The organism is Blastococcus sp. SYSU DS0541 (assembly GCF_054050875.1).
This window is the reverse complement of the sequence record NZ_JBJHAD010000002.1, coordinates 228290-249634: the sequence shown is the minus strand read 5'-3', so window position 1 is coordinate 249634 and position 21345 is coordinate 228290. Positions and strand designations below refer to the sequence as shown.

Sequence of the window (21345 nt, the reverse complement as noted above, 5' to 3'; positions counted from 1 at the left end):
TCAGCGCCTCCGCTTCGGTGCTCGGCCCTGGGTGGTCCGGGAGGGCCGGTCGGACCCCTCGCCGGCCGGGGGTGGGGTGGCGGGGCTCTGGTCGCCGGTGCCCGGCTCGGCGCCCGCGGGCGTCTCCGTGCCGGAGCGGCCGTCGGGCAGCCGGCGACCGGCGGGTTCGGGGGCGTCGGGGTGCGAACCGGCGGCACCGGCCTTCTCCGCCGGGGTGTCCGCGGCGGCGACGCGCGCGTCCGCCGCCTCCTGCCCGGGGGTCTCGCCGGTGCTCCCCGACGGCCGGACCGTCTCGCGCGGCTCACCCGCGTCGGACGGGTGGGGCTCCGGCCCGCGCATCGGCGGGGCCTGCTCACCCCGCTCGGCGGCGAGGTGCAGCCCCCGCAGGGTCGGACCGTAGTCACCGGGGGCGTCGACGGCGGCGGCCGCGGCGGCGTCGTCCGGGTGCTGGGAGAACCCGGCGAGCTGGCGGGAGACGCCCCGGAAGTCGGTGAGCGGGGCGCCGCGGGTGGGCAGCGGCTTCTCGCCCCGGCGCAGCGCCGCCACCAGCGCGCGGGCGCTCTCGACGTCCTGCTGGTCGTAGAACTCGTAGTCGACGGTGACCACGGGCGCGTAGTCGCACGCGGCGAGGCACTCGGCGTGCTCGAGGGTGATGGACCCGTCGGCGGCTGTCTCGTCGTGGTGCACGCCGAGGTCGGCCGAGAGGGCGTCCATGATCCGCTGCCCGCCGAGCACGGCGCAGAGCGTGTTGGTGCAGACGCTGACCAGGTGCCGGCCGGTGGGGCGGCGCTTGTACATCGTGTAGAAGGTCGCGACCGCACCGATCTCGGCCTTGGTCAGGCCCAGCTCCTCGGCGCAGAGCGCGACGCCCTCGGGGGTGACGTAGCCCTGGTAGCTCTGCACCAGGTGCAGCATCGGCAGCAGCGCCGAGCGCGGCTGCGGGTAGCGGGTGATGATCTCCCGCGCCTCGAGCCGCGCCTGCTCGGGCAGCGGCGGCACCTCGGCCAGGGAGCCGGCGTCGACCGGGCTGGAGTCCAGCCCGGTGACCGCCGTCCCCTCCGGGCTGCCTGGCAGTGCACTCATCGGTCCACTCCCCCCATCACCGGGTCGATCGATGCGATCGCGGCGATGACGTCGGCGATCATGCCGCCCTCGCTCATCGCCGCCGTGGCCTGGAGGTTCACGAAGCTGGGGTCGCGCACGTGGACGCGCCACGGGCGGGTGCTCCCGTCGCTGACGACGTGGTAGCCGAGCTCGCCGCGGGGCGACTCGATCGGCACGTACACCTGGCCGGCCGGCACCCGGAAACCCTCGGTGACCAGCTTGAAGTGGTGGATCAGCGCCTCCATGGACTGGCCCATGATGTGCGCGACGTGCTCGTGGGAGTTGCCCATGCCGTCGGGCCCGAGGGAGAGCTGCGCCGGCCAGGCGATCTTGCGGTCCTCGACCATCACGGGGCCGGGCTCGAGCCGGTCCAGCGCCTGCTCGATGAGCTTGAGCGACTCGTTCACCTCCGACATGCGCACGAGGTAGCGGCCCCAGGCGTCGCAGGTGTCGGCGGTGGGGACCTCGAAGTCGTAGGTCTCGTAGCCGAGGTAGGGCTCGACCTTGCGCAGGTCCCAGGGCAGGCCGGTGGCGCGCAGGATCGGCCCGGTGACGCCGAGCGCCACGCAGCCGGTGAGGTCGAGGTAGCCGGCGTCCTTGAGCCGGGCCTGCCAGATCGGCTGGCCGGTGAGCAGCCGGTGGAAGTCGGTCACCCGCTTCGGCATCACCTGAAGGAACTCGCGGATGTGCTCGACCGCCCCCTCGGGCAGGTCCTGCGCCAGGCCGCCGGGGCGGATGTAGGCGTGGTTCATCCGCAGGCCGGTGATCTCCTCGAGCAGGTCGAGGACCATCTCCCGCTCGCGGAAGCCGTTGGTCATACCGGTGAGGGCGCCCATCTCCATGCCGAAGGTGGCCAGGGCGACCAGGTGCGAGGCGATCCGGTTGAGCTCCATGACGAGCACGCGGATGGTCTGGGCGCGCTGCGGCACCTCGACGCCGAGCAGCTTCTCGACGGCCATGCAGTAGCCGGCCTCGTTGAACAGCGGCGCGAGGTAGTCCATGCGGGTCACGAAGGTCGTGCCCTGCACCCAGTTGCGGTACTCGGTGTTCTTCTCGATGCCGGTGTGCAGGTAGCCGATGACCACCCGCGCCTTCGTGACCGTCTCGCCCTCGAGGTCGAGGACCAGCCGCAGGACGCCGTGCGTGGACGGGTGCTGCGGGCCCATGTTGACGACGAGGCGCTCCTCGCCGTGCGGATCGGCCCCGAGGGTGACGTCCCAGTCCCCGCCGGTGACGGTGTAGACCCGACCCTCGGTGGTCTCCCGCGAACCCGCGTACGGGTCGGCGGGGTCGTAGGTCGTGCTCATCGCTGCCCCTCCTCGACGCCGGTCACCGGTAGGCCCGCCGCGTGTCCGGCGGCGGGATCACCGCGTCGTGGTACTCCACCGGGATCCCGCCGAGCGGGTAGTCCTTGCGCTGCGGGAACCCGTCCCAGTCGTCGGGCATGAGGATCCGGGTCAGCGCCGGGTGGCCGTCGAAGACGACGCCGAACATGTCGTAGGTCTCCCGCTCGTGCCAGTCCGCCGTCGGGTAGACGCCCGTGACCGAGGGGACGTGCGGGTCCTCCGCGGTGACCGCCACCTCCAGCCGGATGCGGCGCCGGTAGGTCATCGAGGTCAGGTGGTAGACGACGTGCAGCCGCGGCCGGCCCGGTGCGACCGCCGGGCCGCCGCTGTCGAGGTAGTCGACGCCGGAGACGCTGCTGCAGAGCTCGAAGCGCAGCGCCTCGTCGTCGCGCAGCGCCCGCACGAGGGTGAGCAGGTGCTCCCGGCCGACGAAGTAGGTGATCTCGCCGCGGTCGACGAGCACCCGGTGGACCGCGGCGGCGTAGGTGCCCTCGCCGACGGCCTCGATCAGCGCGTCGGTGACCTCGTCGAACCAGCCGCCGTAGGGGCGGTCGGTGGAGTGCAGCGCCACCGCCCCGCCGGGCTCGACCCGGACCAGCCCGCCGAACCCCGAGGTGTCCCCGCTGCCGGCGACCCCGAACGCGCCCGTGCGGAACCCGCCGGAGGGGGCCGTGGCGTCGTCGTACCCGGCCTCCTCGCGGCCCGGGACGACCTCGCCGCCGTCGTTGCTCATCGCCGGTCCCCCGCGCCCGGGAGCAGCACCGCGTTGCCGTCCCGGCGCTCGATCAGGAACTGCCCGGTGCGCCCCTCGGCGGCCGCCGCCTCGTACGCGCGGCGGGCCTCCTTGTCCACGCGCACGGTCGACGGCATCTCGACGTGCAGGTCCTTCGCGGTCCCGTCCGCCTGCGCCCGCTCCAGCTGGCGGGCGCGCTTGGCGCCCAGAGGCTCGTGCTGGATCTTGTGGTGCAACTTCAGGATCGCGTCCATGAGCATCTCCGGCCGCGGCGGGCAGCCGGGCAGGTACATGTCCACGGGGACGACGTGGTCGACGCCCTGGACGATCGCGTAGTTGTTGAACATGCCGCCCGAGCTCGCGCAGACGCCCATGGCGAGCACCCAGCGGGGCTCGGGCATCTGGTCGTAGATCTGGCGCAGGACCGGGGCCATCTTCTGGCTCACCCGCCCCGCGACGATCATCAGGTCGGCCTGCCGCGGCGAGGCGCGGAAGACCTCCATGCCGAAGCGGGCCAGGTCGTAGCGGCCGGCCCCCGACGCCATCATCTCGATCGCGCAGCAGGCCAGCCCGAACGTCGCCGGCCACAGCGACGACTTGCGCGTCCAGTTCACCAGCTTCTCCACGCTGGTCAGCAGGACGCCGCTGGGCAGCTTCTCCTCGAGTCCCATCAGATGTCCCCTAGTCCCACTCGAGCCCGCCACGCCGCCACTCGTAGGCGAAGGCGAGGAAGACGGTGCCGATGAACAGGACCATCGCGACCAGCCCCCAGACGCCGAGGGCGTCGTTGGCGACGGCCCAGGGGTAGAGGAAGACGATCTCGATGTCGAAGACGATGAACAACATCGCCGTCAGGTAGTACTTCACCGGGAACCGGCCACCGGTGAGCGGCTGGTCGACCGGCTCGATGCCGCACTCGTAGGCCGCGAGCTTGGCGCGGTTGTGGCGCCGGGGCCCCACGAACGGGGCGACGGCCACCGAGAACAGCGCGAACGCCGCAGCGAGCGCGAAGAGCCCGACGATCGGGACGTATGTCGACAGCATCAGCGGCACCCTAGGGTGATGGAGGTCACGTACGGGTCACGATCCGACCACGGAGCGTCCGTGTCGGGTTGGCGGGTCGTCACGGCAGCCACTCAGGTCGCCGGGGTCAGTCGGAGGAGCACGGCGAGCGCCCGGTCGACGACGTCCCCGTCGCGGCCGTCGCTGAGGTTGCCCATCACCCGCAGCATGGCGTCCGTGATCGCCGGACGGCGCAGGCCGCGGGCCATGGCCAGGCGGACCACCGCCGGGCGGGCCAGCAGCGCGAGGAAGCCCAGCCCCAACCGGTGGTGGCGGCCGAGCTCGGCGCGCAGCCGGTCGGGGTAGCGCTGCAGCACCGCCTCGCGCGCCGCGCCGGCCGGGCCCGCGAGCGCGGCCACCACGGTCTCCGCGGCCATCCGGCCGCTCTCGAGGGCGGCGCTGATCCCCTCGCCGTTGCAGGGGTTCACCGTGCCGGCGGCGTCCCCGACCAGCAGCAGCCCACGGGTGTAGGCCGGGCCGCGGGAGAGCGCCATCGGGAGGCCGGCGCCCCGCAGCGGGCCGACGGCGTCGTCCTCACCCAGGCCATCCTCGGCGGGGAAGAGATCCAGCCACCGGCGGAGGACCGATCGGCGGTCCGCCCCGGTGCCGCGCCGGGTGTCGAGCAGGCCGTAGCCGACGTTCGCCGTCCCGTCGCCCATGCCGAAGATCCAGCCGTAGCCGGGCAGGGTCTCGCGCGACGGGCCGTCGGCGGTCAGGTCGAAGGCGATGTCGAGGTAGTCGTCGTCGCTGCGCCGGCTGCGCACGTACCCCCGCAGGGCGACCCCCAGCGGGCGGTCGGTGCGGCGCACCAGGCCCAGCCCCTTGGCCAGCCGGCCCGACAGCCCCTCCGCGGAGACGACCAGCGGCGCGCGCCACGTGACCGGCTCTCGGTCGCCGCCCGCCTCCCCGCGGACCCCGACCACCCGGCCGTCGTCGTCGAGCAGCGGTTCGGTGACGGTGGTGCCGGTGACCAGGCGGGCGCCGGCCGAGCGTGCCTGGTCGGCCAGCAGCGCGTCGAGCTCGTGGCGGGTGCGCACGAGGCCGTGGTCGGGCCAGGAGTCCAGCCGTGGCCAGTCGACCTCGGCGACCCGCCCGCCGCCGTGCACGCGGAGCCCGCGGCGGCGCACCCAGCCGGGCCCGGCGGTGTCGACGTCCATGTCGTGCAGCGCCTTCACCCCGCGCGGCGTCAGCCCGTCGCCGCAGACCTTCTCCCGGGGGAACTCGGCCTTCTCCAGGAGCGCGACGTCCAGCCCGGTGCGGGCCAGGTGCCAGGCCGCACTGGAGCCGGCCGGCCCAGCACCGACGACCACGACGTCGGCAGCGTGCGCCGCTGCGGTCCGCGCCATGTCGCCCCTCCGGTCCGTCGTCGACCCCGATGCACCTTGTGAAAGAGTTCACAAAGTCGTCGGTCCCGAGTCTAGGCCGCGGTGTGATCTAGCCGACAGTCCCCCCTCGGCGCAGGGCCCTGAGCACCTCGTCGTCGGAGGTCTCGGAGAAGTCGTCGTAGGCCTGCCCGACCGATCGGAAGCCCGTCGGCGCCTCGGGGCACACCAGGTCGTCGACGTCGGCGGCGAGCTGGGCGAGGGCAGCGGGCGGCCCCACGGGGACGGCGACGGTGAGGCGGGTGGGGCCGTTCGCCCGCACGGCGGTGACAGCGACGCGCATGCTCGCGCCCGTGGCGAGGCCGTCGTCGACGAGCAGGACGTGACGGCCGGCCACGACGGGGGCCGGCCGGTCGCCGCGGTACGCATCGGTCCGGCGGCGCAGTTCGGCGAGCTCGCGGTCGCGGACGGCGGCCACCGCGTCGGGGTCGGGTGCGAAGCGATCCCGGACCGCGGGTACCCAAACGGTCTCCACGCGGTCGCCGATCGCCGCGAGCGCGCCCATCGCCAGCTCCGGCTGCCCGGGTGCGCCGAGCTTGCGGACGACGAGGACGTCGAGCTCCGCGCCGAACGCGCCGGCCACCTCCGCGGCGACGGGGACACCTCCGCGGGGCAGCCCGAGCACCAGGGCGCCGGCGCCCACCCGCCCGGTGAGCGCGCCCGCCAGCACCCGCCCGGCGTCGCGGCGGTCGGCGTAGCGGGCGCGCTGCACGGCGGTCCTAGACCACGGGGACCGGGTCCGGTCCCGGGGTCGGCGGGTTGCCCGGCTGGTCGGGGTCGGGCTTCGGGATCGGGTCGGGGAGCGGCTCCACCGGGTCCGTGGGCGCGGGGTCGGGATCCTGGGGCTGCGGCGTGGTGGGACTGGTCATGGTCCGACGCTAGGACACTTCCGCCGACCGCCCCACCCCGCGCGCGCACCCACGGCTGCGCATCACGTGCCGCGCACCCGCAACGGAGGCGCCACCACGCAGAACTGGACACCTCTCGCCGGAGGCCCTCAGAAGGGCGGCGGATCGACCGTCGGCACCCCTGCCCGGCGCGGCGCGGGCAGCGCAGGTTGTGCCGTCAGGTCGCGCAGACCCGGCGGCCGGGTCGCCCGGGTGATCCCGCTGGGCGTCGTCACCCGCAGCGTGCCGTCGGGCAGCAACTCGAAGCGCCAGCCGCGGGCGAAGGTCTTCAGCCGGTGGTGCGTACGGCACAGGCAGCAGAGGTTCTCGCAGGAGGTGCGACCGCCGCAGTCGTAGGGCACCACGTGGTCGGCGTCGGTGCGCGCGGCCGGTCGACCGCACCCGGGGTGCCGGCAGGTGCGGTCGCGAAGCCGGAGGAACCGTTCCTGGGCCGCGGAGGGGTCGTGCCCGGCCACCGCCGCCGGGCGCCCCACCAGCGGGCAGCCGCAGTCGGCAGCCGCGCCGTGCGTGGTGCAGCCGCGGATGGCGAGCCGGCGCAGCTCGGTGGCGGTCGCGGCGGCGAGGAGGGCGCCGTCGTCGCCGGTGATCGCCACCGCCAGGCTGCCCGCCGGCGGGGCCTGGACCCCCAGCGCGCCGAGGCGCGCCATGAGCTCCCGGAGGTGGGCGGCGGTGATCGGGGTGCCGTCCACGCTCGGCCCCGTCTCGCCGCCGATGCCGTCCGCACGCCCGGCCGATGCACCGGTGCCACCCGACCGGGCCAGCGCCGCCAGCGGGGCAACCACCGTGACGTGCCCGGTCATCGCCGGGCGGGAGGTGTCCCACGGCCGCAGGACCAGGGCGGCGTGCGCCTCGGCCCGGAGGACCCCGATCGGCCGGTCGTCGCCCCCGGTGCGGGCCAGCTGGGCGGCCTGGTCGATCGCCGACCACATCGCCGCCGCCACCGGCGGGGGCAGCTCGGTGGTCAGGGCGGAGAGCCCGTCGCCGATCGCGTGCACCCGGACCCCGGCCCGCGCCTCGGCCTCGACGCGCCGCCGTTCCGCGAACTCCTCGTCCGCGGCGATCCCGGCGGCCACCAACCGGGCGCGCAACCGGCCGGACGACAGCCCCGACGCTCCGGGGAGCAGGCCGGGGACCACGGCCGCGATCACCTCGTCCGAGGCATGGCCGAGCACGCCGGCGAAGACCCGGGCGCGGAACCAGTCCAGCTCGCCGGCCGCGCAGGCGGCCCAGACCGCGGGCATGCGCTCCACCAGCACGTAGGCGTCGGAGAGCACGCCGGTGGCGAACGGGCGGGAGCAGTTGAGCACCGCCGCCAGCTCGTCGGGCAGGAACTCGCTCGTCCCCGGGACCGGCGACCCCGGCCCGCGACGGCGCGCCCCGGGATGCCCCGGAGGTGGGTCGTCGGTGTCGGGCCGGTCGGCGGCCAGCCCCAACACCAGCTCGGCCTCGTAGGCAGCGTCCATGGCACGGCGCGCCTGCAGCCGCCGCAGCTCAGCCGCCTTCTCGGCGGCGGACAGCACCCCCACCGGCAACCGCGAGACCGTCGGCGGCAGCTCGAGCAACCAGCCGACGAGCGCACCCTCGACCGGGGTCCGGCGCAGCTCGGCGGTGGTCATGGATCGAACATAGGTGCGAGGTACGACAGATTCTTCGGCCCGCCGACCGGCGGGCTCAGGTCGACCGGCTGACCGGTGAGGAAGAGTGGCGCAGTCGGGCTCTGCCGCGGCCGCGGGCCCTCGTGTCGTTCCAGCCCGGCAGCTTCAGGCCTTGCGGCCCCGGTGCAGGGCGACGATCCCACCGGTCAGGTTGTGCCAGGCGACGTCCGCCCAGCCGGCCCCCTGCAGGCGGGCGGCGAGCGCCGGCTGGTCGGGCCAGGCGCGGATCGACTCCGCCAGGTAGACGTAGGCCTCGGGGTTGCTGCTCACCGCGCGGGCGATCCGCGGCAGCGCCTTCATCAGGTACTCGGTGTAGACGGTGCGGAACGGCGCCCAGGTGGGGCTGGAGAACTCGCAGACCACCAGCGTGCCGCCCGGCCGCGTCACGCGGGAGAACTCGCGGAGCGCCGCGTCGGGGTCGGCGACGTTGCGCAGCCCGAAGGAGATGACCACGCCGTCGACGCTCTCGTCGGCCAGCGGCAGCGCCATCGCGTCACCGGCCACCTTCGGCACCGGACGGGCGGCGCCGGCGCGCAGCATGCCCTGGGAGAAGTCGCAGGCGATCGCGTGCACGCCGCCGGCCGCGAGCTCCACCGTCGAGACCGCCGTGCCCGCCGCGACGTCCAGCACCGTCTGCCCCGGGCGGGCGCCCAGCGCGTCGCGGGTGGCCCGCCGCCACGAGGCGTCCAGGCCCCCGGAGAGCACCGTGTTCGTGATGTCGTAGCGCTCGGCGACCCGGTCGAACATCGCCGCGACCTCGGCCGGCCGCTTGTCCAGCCCGGCCCTCACGCCGGCGGTGTGCGGGTTGTCTCGCCGGTCTGCCACGGCGTCGACGCTACAAGGCTGCCTAGTCTGGGTTCGTGACCGCGGCCGCCCTGACCTCCCCGGCAGCGGCCGCACGCACCGTCAGCACGGTCCGCGCGGACGACGCGGGCGAGCTGCTCGACCTGCTCCCGGCCGGCGGCGGGCTGTCCTGGGTGCGCCGCGGCGAGGGCCTCGTGGGCTGGGGCGAGGCCGCCCGGCTCGAGGTGTCCGGGCGCGGCGCGCTGGCCGAGGCCGCGGACTGGTGGGAGGAGTACTCGGCCGGGCTCGAGGTCAGCGACGACCTCGGCGTCCCCGGCTCCGGCCCGGTGCTCTTCGGCAGCATCGCCTTCGACCCGGTGGCCGGGACGTCGGTCTTCGTCGTCCCCGAGGTGGTGGTGGGGCGGCGCCACGGCGTCGGGTGGGTCACCGCGATCGGCACCGCGCCGGAGCTGCCGGCGCCCGTCCCGGACGGCACAGGACCCGCCCCCCGCCTGCGCTACGCCGACGGGGCGCTGGACCCCGCGAGCTGGTGCGCCGCCGTCGCCGAGGCGGTGGAGCGGATCGCCGCCGGGGACCTGGCCAAGGTGGTGCTGGCCCGAGACCTGCTGGTCTCCGCCGAGCCCGCCCTGGACGCACGGCGGCTGCTGCACCGGCTGGCCGGGCGCTTCCCCGGCTGCTGGTCCTTCGCCGTCGACGGGTTGCTCGGCGCCACCCCCGAGCTGCTGCTGCGGCGCAGCGGGCAGCAGCTCTCATCCCGCGTGCTGGCCGGCACCGCCCCGCGGGGGGCGGGCGCGGAGGACGAGCGGCTGGCCGCGGCGCTCCTCGGGTCGGCGAAGGACCGCGCCGAGCACGCGCTCGCCGTCGACTCGCTGGTGCGCGCCCTGGAGCCCTACTGCAGCGAGCTCACCGCGCCGGAGGAGCCCGAGCTCCTCACCCTCGCCAACGTGCGCCACCTCGCCACCGACGTCGTCGGCACCCAACGCGCCCCGGCCGGCCTGCTGGAGCTGGTGGGCGCGGTGCACCCCACGGCCGCCGTGTGCGGCACCCCCACCGCCGACGCCGCCGCGCTGATCGGTGAGCTGGAGGGCATGGACCGCGGTCGCTACGCCGGGCCGGTCGGCTGGATCGACGCCCGGGGCGACGGCGAGTTCGGCCTCGCCCTGCGCTGCGCGGAGCTGACCGGTGACGGCGGGGCGCGCCTGTTCGCCGGCTGCGGCATCGTCGCCGGCTCCGACCCGGCCGCCGAGCTGGCCGAGACGCAGGCGAAGTTCGCCGCCTTCCAGGCCGCGCTGGAGTCCTGACCCACACGGAACCGGTGTCGTTTCCGTCCAAGACCACCGATGCCGCAGCCCCTACGGTCCGGTGGTGGGACGGCCCGAGGACGCCGCCCGAGCAATGGGGAACGACTCCCCCTGAACCGTGGAGGCACACCATGCCGCGCCAACTCGTCTGGACGGGCTTCATGACCCTGGACGGTGTCGTCGACTCCCCCGGTGGAGCCGTCGAGGGGCACCCCAGCGGCGGCTGGGTGCTGCGGACGCCGCTCGTGCCCGAGTCGTTCGCGCTCAAGGCCGAGGAGCTCGAGGAGACCAGCGCGCTCATGTTCGGGCGGCGCAGCTACGAGGCGTTCTCCGGCAGCTGGCCCGCCTCCGAGGACCACATCGCCTACCGCGACCTGCCGAAGTACGTCGTCTCCGGGTCGCTCGGGGAGGATGCGCTCGTCGACGGCTGGGGCCCCCAGGAGATCCTGCGGACCACCGAGGACGTCGCCGCGCTCAAGGAGACCGAGGGTGGCGCGATCTTCATCCACGGCAGCGCGGAGCTCGCACGGAACCTCGCCCACGCCGACCTGATCGACCGGTACAACGTGCTGGTGTTCCCTGTGCTGCTCGGCTCGGGCAAGAGCGTGTTCAGCCGCACCGACGACGACCGGCGCCAGCTGTCGCTCCGGGAATCGGCGTCCTACTCGAACGGCGTCATCAAGGCCCTCTACGACGTGGTCCGCTGAGGCGTCAGCGGGAGCGCGCCGCCGGTCCCCCTGCGCAGCTGGCCGGCGGTGCGGCCGATGTACCGCCGCAGCGCGCGGGCGAGGTGCGGCTCGTCGTAGTAGCCGAGGTCAGCGACGACGGTGGCCGCGGTCGCCCCGCCCAGCAGCAGCGCGGTGGCGGTCCTGGCGCGCCCGATCTGCTCGATCGCGCCCCGGCTCAGGCCCGTCGCCGCGCGGAAGCGGCGCTCGAGCGTGCGGTCGGAGCCGGGCACACCACCTCCGCGCAGGGCCGAGGTGACCAGGGGGTCGCGCACCACGCAGCCGCCGCGGACGAGCCGCTCCACCAGCGCCTCGGCGTCATCCGCGCCGGGCGTCTCCCAGCGATTGCCGTGGAGCCGGAAGTGCCGTCGCGTCGTGTCGGGCAGCTCGATCCCCGAGTCGACGAGGGCCGAGGTGGGCGTCCTGCGCAGCGACGTGCCGACCGCGAACTCGATGCCCACGAACGAGGCGCCCTCGGGCACCGGAGCGCTGCTGGTGCGGGTCTCCGGACCGGTGACCGCCGCGTACGGGACGCCGTCCCGCTCCCAGAACACGAGGCCCCAGGTCTCCGACGCCACCGACGTCATCTGCGACACCCCGGTGCTGCCCCCGGTCCACACCGAGGAGATCCAGGGCGAGCCGGAGGCGCGCGTCCGGATCTCCAGCCCCACGCCGGGGAACCTATCGCGGGGCGCGCCCTCCGCCCATCGGCCGGCGCACCCGGTCGTCACCCCAGCGCGTCGGCGGCCGCCTGCCGAAGCCGGCCGGCGAGCTCGGCCTCGGCGCGCTGGTCGGTGCGGACGACGACGACCTGCGGGCCGCCCAGCCCCAGCACCGCCGCCAGCTCCGCCGGGGTCGACACCCGCGCCGCCGGCCAGCCCAGCGTCTCGGCCACCGCCACCAGGTCGCGCCCGTGCGGGGTGCCGAACACCCGGCGGTAGTCCGCGGCGTGCCGGTCCTGCCCCGGTTCGAGCTGGGCGAAGATCCCGCCGCCGTCGTTGTCGGGCACCACCACGGTGAGGTCCGGCCGCGGCTCACCCTCGCCGAGCAGCAGCCCGGTCAGGTCGTGCAGGAACGTCAGGTCGCCCATCAGCGCGAACGCCGGCCCCCCATGGACCAGAGTGGCCCCCACGGCGGTCGAGACGGTCCCGTCGATGCCCGCGACCCCCCGGTTGGCCAGCACGCTGACGTCGGCCCGCGGGACGGCCAGCCGGTCGACGTCGCGCACCGGCGTCGAGGACCCCAGGACCAGCAGCGCGCCGGCGGGCAGCGCGGCGACGACGTCGCGGGCCAGCCGCGCGGCCGTCATCCCCGGCGCCTCGTCCAGCACCGCGTCGACCGCCGCACCCACCCGCTCGGCGGCCGCGTGCCAGGTGGCGGCCCACTCCGCGTCGACCGGTTCGTCGGGCTCGGCACCGGCCAACAGCCGCCGGACACCGGTGCTCGACCGCCCGGCATCGGCCCACCGCGGGGAGGCGCTCACCGTCTCGACCGTGACGGCCGGGTCGGCCAGCAGGGCGTTGACCGGCCGGGAGAGCGTCGGGCGGCCCACCACGAGCACCCGCTCGGGCCGGTGGGCGGCCAGCCAGCTGGCCGCCCCGAGCGCCAGCACGCCCCCGCGGAGCCCGCCCGGCAGCCCCCAGAACGCGCTGCTCGGCTCGGCGACGACCGGCCACGCGGAGCCCTCCGAGATCCCGGGTGCGGCGTGCAGCGGGCCGTCGCCGGCGATCACCAGCGTGCGCGGCGGCAGGCGGAGCACCCGCCCCGCCCACCCCGCCGACGGCTCGGCCGCCGTCCACGGCCGCCCGCCGGGACGGCCCGCCCAGGGGCCGGCGGGCTCGGCGGGGTCGTCGTCGGGCAGCAGCGGCTCACGGAGCGCGAGGTTCAGGTGCACCGGACCGGGGTCGGCCGAGAGCGTGCCGCAGGCGATGGTGAGCGCCTTGGCGGCGAGCGAGCGCCAGTAGCGGTTCTGCGCCTCCTCACGGCCGGCCTCGGGCACGCCGACGTCGGCCGCCCAGCGCACCGCGCCGCCGTACAGCCCGGCCTGCTCGATGGTCTGGTTGGCGCCGGTCGCGCGGAGCTCCGGGGGCCGGTCGGCGGTGAGCGCCAGCAGCGGCACCCCGCTGGCGTCGGCCTCCAGCACGGCGGCGTGCAGGTGCGCGGTCGCCGTCCCCGAGGTGGTGACCACCGGCACCGGGCGGCCGGACCGCTTCGCCAGCCCGAGCGCGAGGAAGGCCGCCGTCCGCTCGTCGATGCGCACGTGCAGCCGCAACCGGCCCTCCCGCTCGGCCGCCGCGAACGCCAGGGCGAGCGGCGCGGACCGCGAGCCGGGGGCCAGCACCGCGTCGGTGACGCCGCCGCGGAGCAGTTCGTCGACCAGCACGCGGGCGAACGCGGTGGAGGGGTTCACGCGGCGAGCACCTCGTCGATCCGGGTCAGCCACCGGGCCACCGTCGCCTCACCGGCCGTGGGGACGCGATCCGGCTCCGGCCGCACCACCGGCAGGCCGCCGTCGACCGGCAGCAGCGGGGACGACGACACGTCGCCGGTGAAGAGCGCGACGGTGGCCAGGCCGCAGGCGAACGGCAGCTCCGGTAGGGCGGCGGCCAGCGCCACCCCGGCGGCGATGCCGACGGAGGACTCCAGCGCCGAGGAGACGACGCACGGCAGGCCGTGGGCCTCCGCCACGCGCAGCGCCGCCCGCACGCCGCCCAGCGGCTGGACCTTGAGGACGACGACGTCGCCGGCCTCCCGCAGGTCGACGGCGAGCGGATCGGCCGAGCGGCGCACGCCCTCGTCGACGGCGACGCGCACGTCCACCCGCCGGCGCAGGGCGGCGAGCTCCGGGAGCGTGGCGCACGGCTGCTCGACGTACTCCAGGCCGACGGCGGCGTCGAGCTCGCGGATCCGCCGGACCGCGGTGTCGACGTCCCAGGCGGCGTTGGCGTCGACGCGGATCGCGCCTCCGGGGCCCAGGGCGTCGCGCACCGCCTCGACGCGGGCGCGGTCGTGCTCGTGCGTCTGCCCCGGCTCGGCGACCTTGACCTTGGCGGTGCGGCACCCGGAGCCGGCCACGATCGCGTGCGCCCGCTCCGCGTCGACCGCGGGCACCGTCACGTTCACCGGCACGCTGGATCGCACGGGCGCGGGCCAGCCCTCCACGGCGGCCTCGACGGCGGCGGCCCACCAGCGGCGGCTCTCGGCGGCGTCGTAGTCCCAGAAGGGCGAGAACTCGCCCCAGCCCGCCGGGCCGCGCAGGAGCACCCCGTCACGGACGTCGATGCCCCGGAAGCGGGCCCGCAACGGCACCTCGTAGACGGTCAGCCCGGTGATTCCCGCCGGTAGCGCGGCGGCGGGGACGGCGGTCACGGTGATCAGCCTATGAGAAGGGCCCCTACCCCCTCCCCTCGCAGGCTCGTGGCGGGCCCCTGCAGGGAGCCGCATAGGCTCGTCCCTCGTGGCTCGGCAGCTGACCCTCGTGGCCGCGGGCGAGCTCTCCGACGACGACGTCCGCGCGGCCCTGGACGGCGGGCGCCCGCTGGCCGTGCTGCCCGCCGGCCCCCCGGCCGTGGTCGACGCCGCCCGCGCCGTGCTCCGCCCCGACGAGCCGCTGGAGGCCGGCGCCGACCTCGTCGTCGTCACCTCCGGCTCCACCGGGGGCGGGCGCGGGGTGCTGCTGCCCGCCACCGCGCTGCGGGCCTCCGCGACGGCCACCCTCGACCGGCTCGGCGGCCCCGGCAGCTGGCTGCTGGCGCTGCCGGTGTCGGCGATCGCCGGGCTGCAGGTGCTGTGCCGCTCCCTGCTCGCCGGGCGCACCGCCACCCGCCTCGGCGACGGCGAGCCGCTGGCCGGCGCGCTCGCCCGCATGCCTTCCGGCGACCGCCGCTACACCGCGCTGGTCCCCACCCAGCTCCGCCGCGCGCTCGACGCGGAGCCGGACGCGCTGCGCGCCTTCGACGCGATCCTGGTGGGCGGCGCCGCCACCGATCCGGCGCTGCTCACCCGGGCCCGGGCCGAGGGCGTCGCCGTCGTCACCACCTACGGCATGACCGAGACCGCCGGCGGGTGCGTGTACGACGGCCTGCCGCTGGACGGGGTGGGCGTGCGGATCGCCGACGGCGGCGTGGAGCTGGCCGGCCCGGTGCTGGCGCTGGGCTACCGCGGCGACCCCGGGGGCACGGCGGCGGCCTTCGCCGACGGCTGGTTCCGCACCCGCGACGCGGGCACGCTCGACGCGGACGGCCGGCTCACCGTGCACGGCCGGCTGGACGACGTCGTCATCTCCGGCGGGGTCAACGTCGCGCCCGCCGCCGTGGAGGCCGCGCTGCGGGAACACCCCGCCGTCGCCGACGCCGTCGTCTTCGGCCGCCCGGACCCGGAGTGGGGGCAGCGCGTCGTCGCCGCCGTCGTCCCGGCCGCCGGCGGCACCCCCGCTCTCTCCGACGTGCGCCCGTGGGTGGCCCAGCGGCTCGGCGCCGCGGCCGCGCCCCGGGAGCTGCACCTGATCGACGCGGTCCCCACCCTGCACACGGGCAAGCCCGACCGCCGCGCCGTCGCGGCTCGCACCCCGGAGGTCTGATGGCCACCCCCGCCCAGTGGCTGGCCGGCGCCCGCCCCCGCACCCTGCCGGCGGCGGTCTCGCCGGTGCTCGTCGGCACCGGGACCGCGGTCGCGCTGGACGGCTTCCGGCTCGCGCCCGCGCTGCTCGCGCTGGTCGTGGCCCTGGCCCTCCAGGTCGGCGTGAACTACGCCAACGACTACTCGGACGGGAAGCGCGGCACGGACGCCGACCGGGTCGGTCCCATGCGGCTGGTCGGCTCGGGGGCCGCCACCCCGCGGCAGGTGCTCGTCGCGGCGCTCGCCTCCTTCGCCGTCGCCGGGGTCGCGGGGCTCGCCCTGGCGGCGCTCTCGAGCTGGTGGCTGGTGGCGGTGGGCGGGGTCTGCATCGCGGCGGCCTGGACCTACACCGGCGGCCCGCTGCCCTACGGGTACCGGGCCCTGGGCGAGGTCTTCGTCTTCGTCTTCTTCGGCCCGGTCGCCGTCGTCGGCACCACCTACGTGCAGACCCGCACCCTGCCCGCCCTGGCGTTCGCGGTCTCGGTGCCCGTGGGGCTGCTGATCGTGGCGATCCTGGTGGTGAACAACCTGCGCGACATCGAGGGCGACGCCCGGGTCGGCAAGCGCACGCTCGCCGTGCTGCTCGGTGACCGCGGCACGCGGCTGCTCTACGCGGCGCTGCTCGTCGTGCCGTTCCTGGTCGTCGCCGCCGTGGGCGTCGCGCGGCCGTGGGCGCTGCTCGCGCTGGCCGCCGCGCCCCTCGCGCCGGCCCCCGTGCGGACCGTGCTGGCCGGCGGCCGCGGACCGGCGCTCATCGGGGTGCTCGCCTCCACCGGTGTGCTGACCTTGGTCGCCGGCGTGCTCCTGGCCGTCGGGCTGGCGCTGAGCTGAGCTACCCGGCCGCCCCGCCGCTGAGCCGGTTCCGGAGGTCCTCCTTGGCCGCGCGGCGGGCGACGCTGCGGGCTGCGAGCGCCTCGGTGAGCCGCTCGCGCGAGGGCCGGAGCAGGACGTAGGAGACCGGCATCGACAGCAGCAGGCCGAACAGCAGCCCCGGGAAGCTGCCCAGACCCGCCCACCAGAGGATGAGCACGAGCGCCGCGGCGATCGCGAACCGCCCGACGGTGTAGAGCAGCAGCCAGGGCAGCACCTTCGGGGGCGAGGCCGCGCCCCCCGCGGGGCCGACCGGCGTACCGGCCGGGGTCTGGTCCTGCTCAGCCATGACGGCCCTCCCACTTGGTCGAGAGGACGACCGTCGTCCTCGTGCGTGCGACCCCTCTGATGCGGTTCAACGCGTCGATGGCCTCCTCGAGTGCCGCGATGTCGGTCACGCGGACCTTCACCACGTAGTCCTCGCCACCCGCGACCCGCCAGCAGTCCTCGACGGCGGGCAGGGCGAGCAGCCCGTCCTGGACCCGGGTCTCGTCGACGGCGTCGCTCTCGATCAGGCTCACCAGCGCGGTCACGGGCAGCCCCACCGCCGCCGGGTCGACGACGGCGCGGTAGCCGGTGATCACCCCGGCCGCCTCGAGCTTGCCGACCCGCTCGTGCACGGCGGGCGAGGAGAGCCCCACCTGCCGGGCGAGCTCGGCGTAGCTGGCCCGCCCGTTGGCGCGCAGCAGCTCGACCAGCTGCCGGTCGACGGCGTCGATGGCGGTTCTCCGTCCTGCCCGGGGGCACCCGTGTCGGTTGTGCGGCACCGAGTATCACCGCCGACGTACGCTGGAGTCCGACGAGGGGGTGGGCCCGTGTTGTTCCTGGTGGTTCTCGTGATGGCGGTCGTGGTCGTCGCCCTGGTGGTGCGCGCCGCGGCCAACGCCGGCCCGGAGGGGAGCGCACGCCCCGCCCGCCGCCCGCAGCGGCCCCGGGGCCCGGTGAAGTTCGTGGCTCCCGACGACGACCCCGAGTTCCTCCGCGAGCTCGAGCGGCGGGCCCGCCGGGACGACGGCTCCCCCACGTAGGACCCGGCGGAGAGGTCTCCCTCTCAGGCGGCCGGTGCCGCGCCGAACAGGCGTCGCCAGCCGCGCTTCGGCGGTGTGCCCGCCGTGACGGCCGGCGTCTCCGCCGCCTGCTCGTCCGCTGCCAGGTCGCCCGGCCAGCCGAGCCCGCCTCCCCCGGGGGCGGGCTCGTCGCCCGGCCAGCCCAGGTCGCCCTGCTCGGCCGCGGCCGGGGGCGCGTGGCGGTGGCCGCCGGCCGCGTCGGCCGGCCGGCCGGCGAGCGCCGCGGCGACGAGCGGGTGCGGCGACGCGCCCTCGGCGGCCTCGTGCCTACCCACGGGACGTCTCCCCACCTGCCGGTGCGCTGCTGGTCAGCTCCATGGGGGCATGGAAGCACGAGGGCCGGACAACCGGCGGCATTGACGGCGCGGCGCTGCCCGGACGGGGGAGGCCGTCACTCGACCCCGGCGTAGCTGTGCAGCCCGCTGGAGACCAGGTTGACGAAGGTCAGGTTGAAGATCATAACCGCGAGGCCCACCACGTTGACCCACGCCGCCTTGCGCCCGCGCCAGCCCGGCGTCGTGCGCGCGTGCAGGTAGGCGGCGTAGACGACCCAGGCGACGAAGGACCAGGTCTCCTTCGGGTCCCAGCCCCAGAAGCGACCCCAGGCCGCCTCGGCCCAGATGGCGCCGGCGATGACGGCGAAGGTCCAGATCGGGAAGCCGAGCACCGCGGTGCGGTGGGCGACGCGGTCCAGGGTGGCGGCCACGGGCAGCCGGGAGACGACGCCGGTGCCCTCGTCCGCGCCGGGGCGCGACTTCACCAGGTAGAGGGCGCTGGCGATGCCGCTGACCATGAAGATGCCGAAGCCGAGGATCGCCGCGGTGACGTGGATGGCCAGCCAGGAGGACCGCAGCGCGGCGACGACGGGCGCGGCCTCGGTGTAGAGGCCCAGCCCGATGGCCACGAGGGAGAGCACGACCGGGCCGAGCACGAAGACGCCGATGTGCCGCAGGTTGGGCGTGCGCACCGCGAGCACCACGTACGCCACGACCGCGACCAGCACGACCGCCGTCGCGAACTCGTACATGTTGCCCCACGGCAGGCGGTCGGTCGCCATGCCGCGGGTGACGAGGATGCCGGTGTGGGTGAGCGCGCCCAGCACGGTCAGCCCGATCGCGGCGAGCCCCCACCGGTTGCCCCGCGGCGTCTCGCCGGCTGGGACCTGCTCGGGGGTGCCGCCGTCGGAGCCGGCGCCGACGGCGGCCAGCTCGCGGGTCCGGGACACGCGCCGGCCGAAGGCGAGCTGCGCGCAGAAGGCGAGCAGCGCGACGGAGTAGATGGCGACGCTCACGGAGAAGAGGCTGTCCGACAGCTCGGCCAGCGACGGGTCAGTCACGCGGGGGGACCTCCGGATCGGGTGCGGTGCGGGCGGGCGGGGCCGCGGCCAGCGCGTCCCGCAGTTCGTCGGACAGGGCCTCGAACCGGGAGCCGCCCTCGCCACCGCCGCGCGTCAGCGACGCCAGCGTGAGCACGGTACCGCCGCCGCCGGCGGCCGGTTCGGCCCGGGCGAAGACGCGCTCGCGGCGGAGGAGCAGCATGCCGAGCAGCCCGCCGAGCAGGGCGATGGCCGCGCCCAGCACCCACAGCTGGCCGGGATCGTGGGAGTACTGCAGAGCGGCGAACTCCTTGACCCCGGTGAAGGTGATGCGGGTGCCGTCGGGGAGGTCCAGCGTCTCCCCCACCGACAGGTTCGCGGCACCGACCTCGGTGAGCCGGCCGCGTTCGATCTGGCTCTGGTCGATCGAGTAGACCGACTGCGGCAGGCCCGAGTCGAGGCCGAGGTAGCCGGAGTAGGCGATGAGCGCCACCTGCGGCGCGAGCGGCCGCGGGTCGACCGAGGTGAGCACGCCGCCCTGCAGCAGGCCGGTGGGGGCGAGGAACCCCTCCACCGCCAGCTGCTCCTCCTGACCGGGGACGTCGGGCAGCTTGAGCGCGCCCTCGCTGGCCATCGTCTGCTGGTCGGTGGGCAGGAAGGGCACGGTCAGGTCGGTGAACGTCGTCCCGTCCGGCACGGTGACGGTGAACGTCGGGCTGAAGCCGTGGCCGGTGACGTAGACCCGGTCACCGTCGAGGCGCAGCGGGTCGTTGACGCCGATGGTCCGGGAGCGCTCCTCGCCGGCGGGGGCGCCGTAGCGGATGTCGGCGGTGAACGAGGCGGCGGTGAGGTTCTCCTCGTACTCGGCGCGGAACTGGTCGAGGTCGACGCAGAGCGCGTTGAGGTCGCCGCTGTCGACGAGGGGGCCCGCCGAGTACGTGTCGTACTGCTGGAAGGAGTTGCAGAAGCCCTGCCCCTCGGTGACCAGGATGCTGCCCTCGTAGCCCCACAGCTTCCCGCCGGCCAGGCCGAGCAGGAGGGCCAGCAGGGAAAGGTGGAAGACCAGGTTGCCGGTCTCCTTGAGATAGCCCTTCTCGGCCGAGAGCTCCGGCCCGCGCGCGCCCTGGCGGCGGACGACCCGGAAGCGGCGCACCCGCAGCTTTTCCTCGACGAGGTCGAGCGCGGCGCCGGGGGCCGCCGGCGCGGTCAGCCGCCCGGAGTCCGGCAGCCGCAGGAGGTTCCGCGGTGCCGGCGGCGGCGGGGTGCGCAGGGACCGGGCGTGCTCGGCGGCGCGCGGCAGCACGCAGCCGATCAGCGAGACGAAGAGGAGCAGGTAGACCGCGGCGAACCACGGCGAGCTGAAGACGTCGAAGAGGTAGAGCCGGTCGAGCACCGGGGCGAGCTCGGGGTGGTCGGCGAAGTACTGGTTGACGTTGTTCTGCGACAGCGCCCGCTGCGGCAGGAGCGACCCGGGCACGGCCGCGAGCGCCAGCAGGAACAGCAGCACGATCGCCGTGCGCATCGCGGTCAGCCGCCGCCACCAGCGCAGCAGCAGACCGCCCAGCCGCCGGCCCGCCGAGGGCCCGGGGGGCGGGGCGGGTGCGGCCGGCCGCGGGGGTGCCTCGACGCTCACAGCGCCGAGTCCCCGAAGCCGGTGGCCGCCAGCCACGAGCGCAGCCAGCCCATCATCTCGGTCCAGGCGCCGGTGAGCAGGAGCAGGCCGATGAGGACCAGGACGGCGCCGCCGAAGCGGGTGACGGCGCGGGCGTGCCGGCGCAGGAACGAGGTGGCGCCGACGGCCCAGCGGGCGCCCAGCGCCACCAGCAGGAAGGGGACGCCGAGGCCCAGGCAGTAGGCGACGCCCAGCAGCGCGCCGCGCCCGGCGGTGGCCTCGGAGACCGCCAGCGAGTAGACCGCGCCGAGGGTCGGCCCGAGGCAGGGCGTCCAGCCCAGGCCGAAGACGATGCCCAGCAGCGGGGCCCCGGCGAGCCCGGTGACCGGCCGCGCGCGGAGCCGCTTGGTGCGCTGCAGCAGCGGCAGCCAGCCGAGGAAGCCCAGCCCGACGACGACCGTGATCGCCCCGAACACCCGGTTGAGGGTCTCGGCGTGCTCGACCAGCAGCCGGCCCAGCCCGCCGAACGCGGCGCCGAAGGCCACGAAGACGAGGGTGAAGCCGAGCACGAACAGCAGCGCGCCGAGCACCACCCGCCCGCGGGGCGCGCGGTCGTCCACCGGCGCGCGCACCGCCGTCGCCGTGCCACCCCCGGAGGGCGCGGGTGTAGCGGCCGCGGTCCGGGTGCCGCTGCCGACCAGCCCGGTGACGTAGGAGAGGTAGCCGGGCACCAGCGGCAGCACGCAGGGCGAGGCGAAGCTGATCAGCCCCACGAGCGCGGCGACGCCGGCCGCCACGAGCAGTGGCCCGTCGGTGACCAGGCCGGCGAAGGTCTCCCCCACGG

24 protein-coding genes are annotated in these 21345 nt (G+C 75.9%); 5 read left to right on the top strand and 19 right to left on the bottom strand.

The annotated features are described in order from the left end of the window. The 10 genes from nuoE to ACI794_RS03580 form a co-directional block, all read right to left on the bottom strand. Positions 1 to 1083: an NADH-quinone oxidoreductase subunit NuoE gene (nuoE, locus tag ACI794_RS03625; protein ID WP_456615689.1), complete on the bottom strand. Its 1083-nt coding sequence runs from the start codon at positions 1081 to 1083 to the stop codon at positions 1 to 3. After that, positions 1080 to 2411 (bottom strand): NADH-quinone oxidoreductase subunit D, encoded by a 1332-nt coding sequence (locus tag ACI794_RS03620; protein ID WP_456602609.1) that lies wholly within the window; start codon positions 2409 to 2411, stop codon positions 1080 to 1082. Before ACI794_RS03620 ends, nuoE begins: the two co-directional genes overlap by 4 nt. A 22-nt stretch (positions 2412 to 2433) precedes the next feature. After that, positions 2434 to 3183, bottom strand: a complete 750-nt coding sequence (locus tag ACI794_RS03615; RefSeq protein WP_456579716.1) for an NADH-quinone oxidoreductase subunit C — start codon at positions 3181 to 3183, stop codon at positions 2434 to 2436. After that, a complete protein-coding gene (locus ACI794_RS03610) occupies positions 3180 to 3854 on the bottom strand; it encodes a NuoB/complex I 20 kDa subunit family protein (RefSeq protein WP_456579717.1) in 675 nt (224 codons plus the stop codon). Before ACI794_RS03610 ends, ACI794_RS03615 begins: the two co-directional genes overlap by 4 nt. A gap of 10 nt (positions 3855 to 3864) precedes the next feature. Then, positions 3865 to 4227: an NADH-quinone oxidoreductase subunit A gene (locus tag ACI794_RS03605; protein WP_091931123.1), complete on the bottom strand. Its 363-nt coding sequence runs from the start codon at positions 4225 to 4227 to the stop codon at positions 3865 to 3867. Positions 4228 to 4319: 92 nt separating this feature from the next. Next, a complete protein-coding gene (locus tag ACI794_RS03600) occupies positions 4320 to 5591 on the bottom strand; it encodes a geranylgeranyl reductase family protein (RefSeq protein ID WP_456602612.1) in 1272 nt (423 codons plus the stop codon). Between the two features lie 88 nt (positions 5592 to 5679). After that, the gene (locus tag ACI794_RS03595; RefSeq protein ID WP_456615688.1) at positions 5680 to 6339 is read right to left on the bottom strand and encodes a phosphoribosyltransferase; all 660 of its coding nucleotides are present in this window, start codon (positions 6337 to 6339) and stop codon (positions 5680 to 5682) included. Positions 6340 to 6346: 7 nt separating this feature from the next. Then, complete coding sequence (locus tag ACI794_RS03590; RefSeq protein ID WP_456579720.1) at positions 6347 to 6496, bottom strand: hypothetical protein; 150 nt, start codon at positions 6494 to 6496, stop codon at positions 6347 to 6349. A gap of 128 nt (positions 6497 to 6624) precedes the next feature. Continuing rightward, positions 6625 to 8151, bottom strand: coding sequence for a DUF222 domain-containing protein (locus tag ACI794_RS03585; RefSeq protein ID WP_456615687.1), 1527 nt, complete (start codon positions 8149 to 8151; stop codon positions 6625 to 6627). Between the two features lie 144 nt (positions 8152 to 8295). Beyond that, positions 8296 to 9015 carry a demethylmenaquinone methyltransferase gene (locus tag ACI794_RS03580; protein ID WP_456615686.1) on the bottom strand — a complete coding sequence of 240 codons (720 nt, stop codon included), beginning with the start codon at positions 9013 to 9015 and terminating at the stop codon, positions 8296 to 8298. Positions 9016 to 9050: 35 nt separating this feature from the next. On the opposite strand from ACI794_RS03580, the gene ACI794_RS03575 reads away from it, so the two are divergent. Continuing rightward, a complete protein-coding gene (locus ACI794_RS03575; protein WP_456615685.1) occupies positions 9051 to 10295 on the top strand; it encodes an isochorismate synthase in 1245 nt (414 codons plus the stop codon). A gap of 131 nt (positions 10296 to 10426) precedes the next feature. Further along, positions 10427 to 11002 carry a dihydrofolate reductase family protein gene (locus ACI794_RS03570; RefSeq protein WP_456615684.1) on the top strand — a complete coding sequence of 192 codons (576 nt, stop codon included), beginning with the start codon at positions 10427 to 10429 and terminating at the stop codon, positions 11000 to 11002. Here the strand turns inward: ACI794_RS03570 and ACI794_RS03565 are convergent. Genes ACI794_RS03565 through ACI794_RS03555 form a run of 3 tightly spaced genes read right to left on the bottom strand, consistent with a single transcriptional unit; the run spans position 10984 to position 14389 of the window. After that, on the bottom strand, positions 10984 to 11691 hold the full coding sequence (locus tag ACI794_RS03565; RefSeq protein ID WP_456615683.1) for a helix-turn-helix domain-containing protein: 708 nt from the start codon (positions 11689 to 11691) through the stop codon (positions 10984 to 10986). The two genes, ACI794_RS03570 and ACI794_RS03565, sit on opposite strands and share 19 nt — an antisense overlap. Positions 11692 to 11747: 56 nt before the next feature. Beyond that, positions 11748 to 13430, bottom strand: coding sequence for a 2-succinyl-5-enolpyruvyl-6-hydroxy-3-cyclohexene-1-carboxylic-acid synthase (menD, locus tag ACI794_RS03560; protein ID WP_456615682.1), 1683 nt, complete (start codon positions 13428 to 13430; stop codon positions 11748 to 11750). Beyond that, positions 13427 to 14389 (bottom strand): o-succinylbenzoate synthase, encoded by a 963-nt coding sequence (locus ACI794_RS03555; protein ID WP_456615681.1) that lies wholly within the window; start codon positions 14387 to 14389, stop codon positions 13427 to 13429. The genes menD and ACI794_RS03555 overlap by 4 nt, the downstream gene beginning before the upstream one ends. 88 nt (positions 14390 to 14477) lie before the next feature. Between ACI794_RS03555 and menE the strand changes: the two genes are divergently transcribed. Both menE and ACI794_RS03545 read left to right on the top strand, forming a co-directional pair. Next, a complete protein-coding gene (menE, locus tag ACI794_RS03550; RefSeq protein ID WP_456602622.1) occupies positions 14478 to 15599 on the top strand; it encodes an o-succinylbenzoate--CoA ligase in 1122 nt (373 codons plus the stop codon). Beyond that, positions 15599 to 16468, top strand: a complete 870-nt coding sequence (locus ACI794_RS03545) for a 1,4-dihydroxy-2-naphthoate polyprenyltransferase (RefSeq protein WP_456615680.1) — start codon at positions 15599 to 15601, stop codon at positions 16466 to 16468. The genes menE and ACI794_RS03545 overlap by 1 nt, the downstream gene beginning before the upstream one ends. A gap of 1 nt (position 16469) precedes the next feature. Here ACI794_RS03545 and ACI794_RS03540 read toward each other — a convergent pair whose 3' ends face one another. Together ACI794_RS03540 and ACI794_RS03535 are read right to left on the bottom strand one after the other, a co-directional pair. Beyond that, positions 16470 to 16796: a DUF4229 domain-containing protein gene (locus ACI794_RS03540; protein WP_456579729.1), complete on the bottom strand. Its 327-nt coding sequence runs from the start codon at positions 16794 to 16796 to the stop codon at positions 16470 to 16472. Next, positions 16789 to 17274: an Lrp/AsnC family transcriptional regulator gene (locus ACI794_RS03535; protein ID WP_456615679.1), complete on the bottom strand. Its 486-nt coding sequence runs from the start codon at positions 17272 to 17274 to the stop codon at positions 16789 to 16791. Before ACI794_RS03535 ends, ACI794_RS03540 begins: the two co-directional genes overlap by 8 nt. 48 nt (positions 17275 to 17322) lie before the next feature. Between ACI794_RS03535 and ACI794_RS03530 the strand changes: the two genes are divergently transcribed. Beyond that, positions 17323 to 17535, top strand: a complete 213-nt coding sequence (locus ACI794_RS03530) for a hypothetical protein (RefSeq protein WP_456579731.1) — start codon at positions 17323 to 17325, stop codon at positions 17533 to 17535. A 23-nt stretch (positions 17536 to 17558) separates the two neighbouring features. Here the strand turns inward: ACI794_RS03530 and ACI794_RS03525 are convergent, their stop codons facing one another. The 4 genes from ACI794_RS03525 to ACI794_RS03510 form a co-directional block, all read right to left on the bottom strand. Then, positions 17559 to 17849: a hypothetical protein gene (locus tag ACI794_RS03525; protein WP_456615678.1), complete on the bottom strand. Its 291-nt coding sequence runs from the start codon at positions 17847 to 17849 to the stop codon at positions 17559 to 17561. Positions 17850 to 17965: 116 nt separating this feature from the next. Then, positions 17966 to 18910, bottom strand: coding sequence for a c-type cytochrome biogenesis protein CcsB (gene ccsB, locus ACI794_RS03520; protein ID WP_456615677.1), 945 nt, complete (start codon positions 18908 to 18910; stop codon positions 17966 to 17968). Further along, complete coding sequence (resB, locus tag ACI794_RS03515; protein ID WP_456615676.1) at positions 18903 to 20522, bottom strand: cytochrome c biogenesis protein ResB; 1620 nt, start codon at positions 20520 to 20522, stop codon at positions 18903 to 18905. Before resB ends, ccsB begins: the two co-directional genes overlap by 8 nt. Next, positions 20519 to 21343 (bottom strand): cytochrome c biogenesis CcdA family protein, encoded by an 825-nt coding sequence (locus ACI794_RS03510; protein WP_456602627.1) that lies wholly within the window; start codon positions 21341 to 21343, stop codon positions 20519 to 20521. The genes resB and ACI794_RS03510 overlap by 4 nt, the downstream gene beginning before the upstream one ends. Positions 21344 to 21345 lie beyond the last annotated feature (2 nt).